An 806-nucleotide genomic window follows, 5' to 3' on the forward strand; every position below is an offset into this window, starting at 1 on the left:
GCTTTCTCCGCCGCTGCCTTGGCTGCGTTCGCAACAGTATCATCGGTATATTTCGAGGCTTTAATCCAATCACCGATTACGAACTGAGAACCAGCACCCTTTGCAGTCTGGCAGCGCAATACCTCATTCTTGTAGGTACTGCCATCTGTAGGATAGGTAGCGTTAACCCAAATATCGCCCACCTGATAGGGCGGAATAGGTTGTGTGCTGAATACCTTCATCTTGCCATCTGCCGTCTCCTGAGCCTTGCTTGCATCGGATAGGGCTTTGGCGATGTCGGTATCTGTAATGATAGTCCACTTATAGGTGTTGCCATCCTTGGCAAAGCGGTATGCCTTGCCCGTCTTGTTGTCATAATAAAGGTCGCCCAAATGGGTATCTTTTTCCTTGTCTGTCGCCCAACTGCTGGCTGGGGCATTCTTCAAAGTAGGCACACCATCGTAAAACCACGTCTCGATAGCTCCGTCAACCTGATTCTGCAAATCAGTTATCACCTGCGAGTTCTTGATGAGATTGTTCACCTGCTCCTCGGTCAAGCCCTTTGCTGAGTTCTCCTTAATATATTGAGACAGTTCCTTGCCATCTACTGTGGATTTGGCTGAGATTTTGCCTTTAACAGATACCTGCTTGGCTGCGCTGTCATACTTGATGTAGCTGCTACCCTCATAGCCATTCTCCTTAGTAGGTCGGTCGCCCACATACATATCGCCATAAACATTGAAGAACGCCTTGTTGGTCTGCTTGTTTACGCCATATTCCACGTACTCCCTATTGGCAAAGGAGTAGCTGTTGATGCCGTGGTAGAG

At 48.5% G+C, this 806-nt stretch carries 1 pseudogene; it reads right to left on the bottom strand.

From position 1 onward, the window contains the following. Positions 1–806 (bottom strand): annotated as a pseudogene (locus DW657_RS13615) (hypothetical protein); the annotation flags it as partial.

The organism is Prevotella sp. AM23-5 (genome assembly GCF_003473645.1).
Lineage (GTDB): Bacteria > Bacteroidota > Bacteroidia > Bacteroidales > Bacteroidaceae > Prevotella > Prevotella copri_A.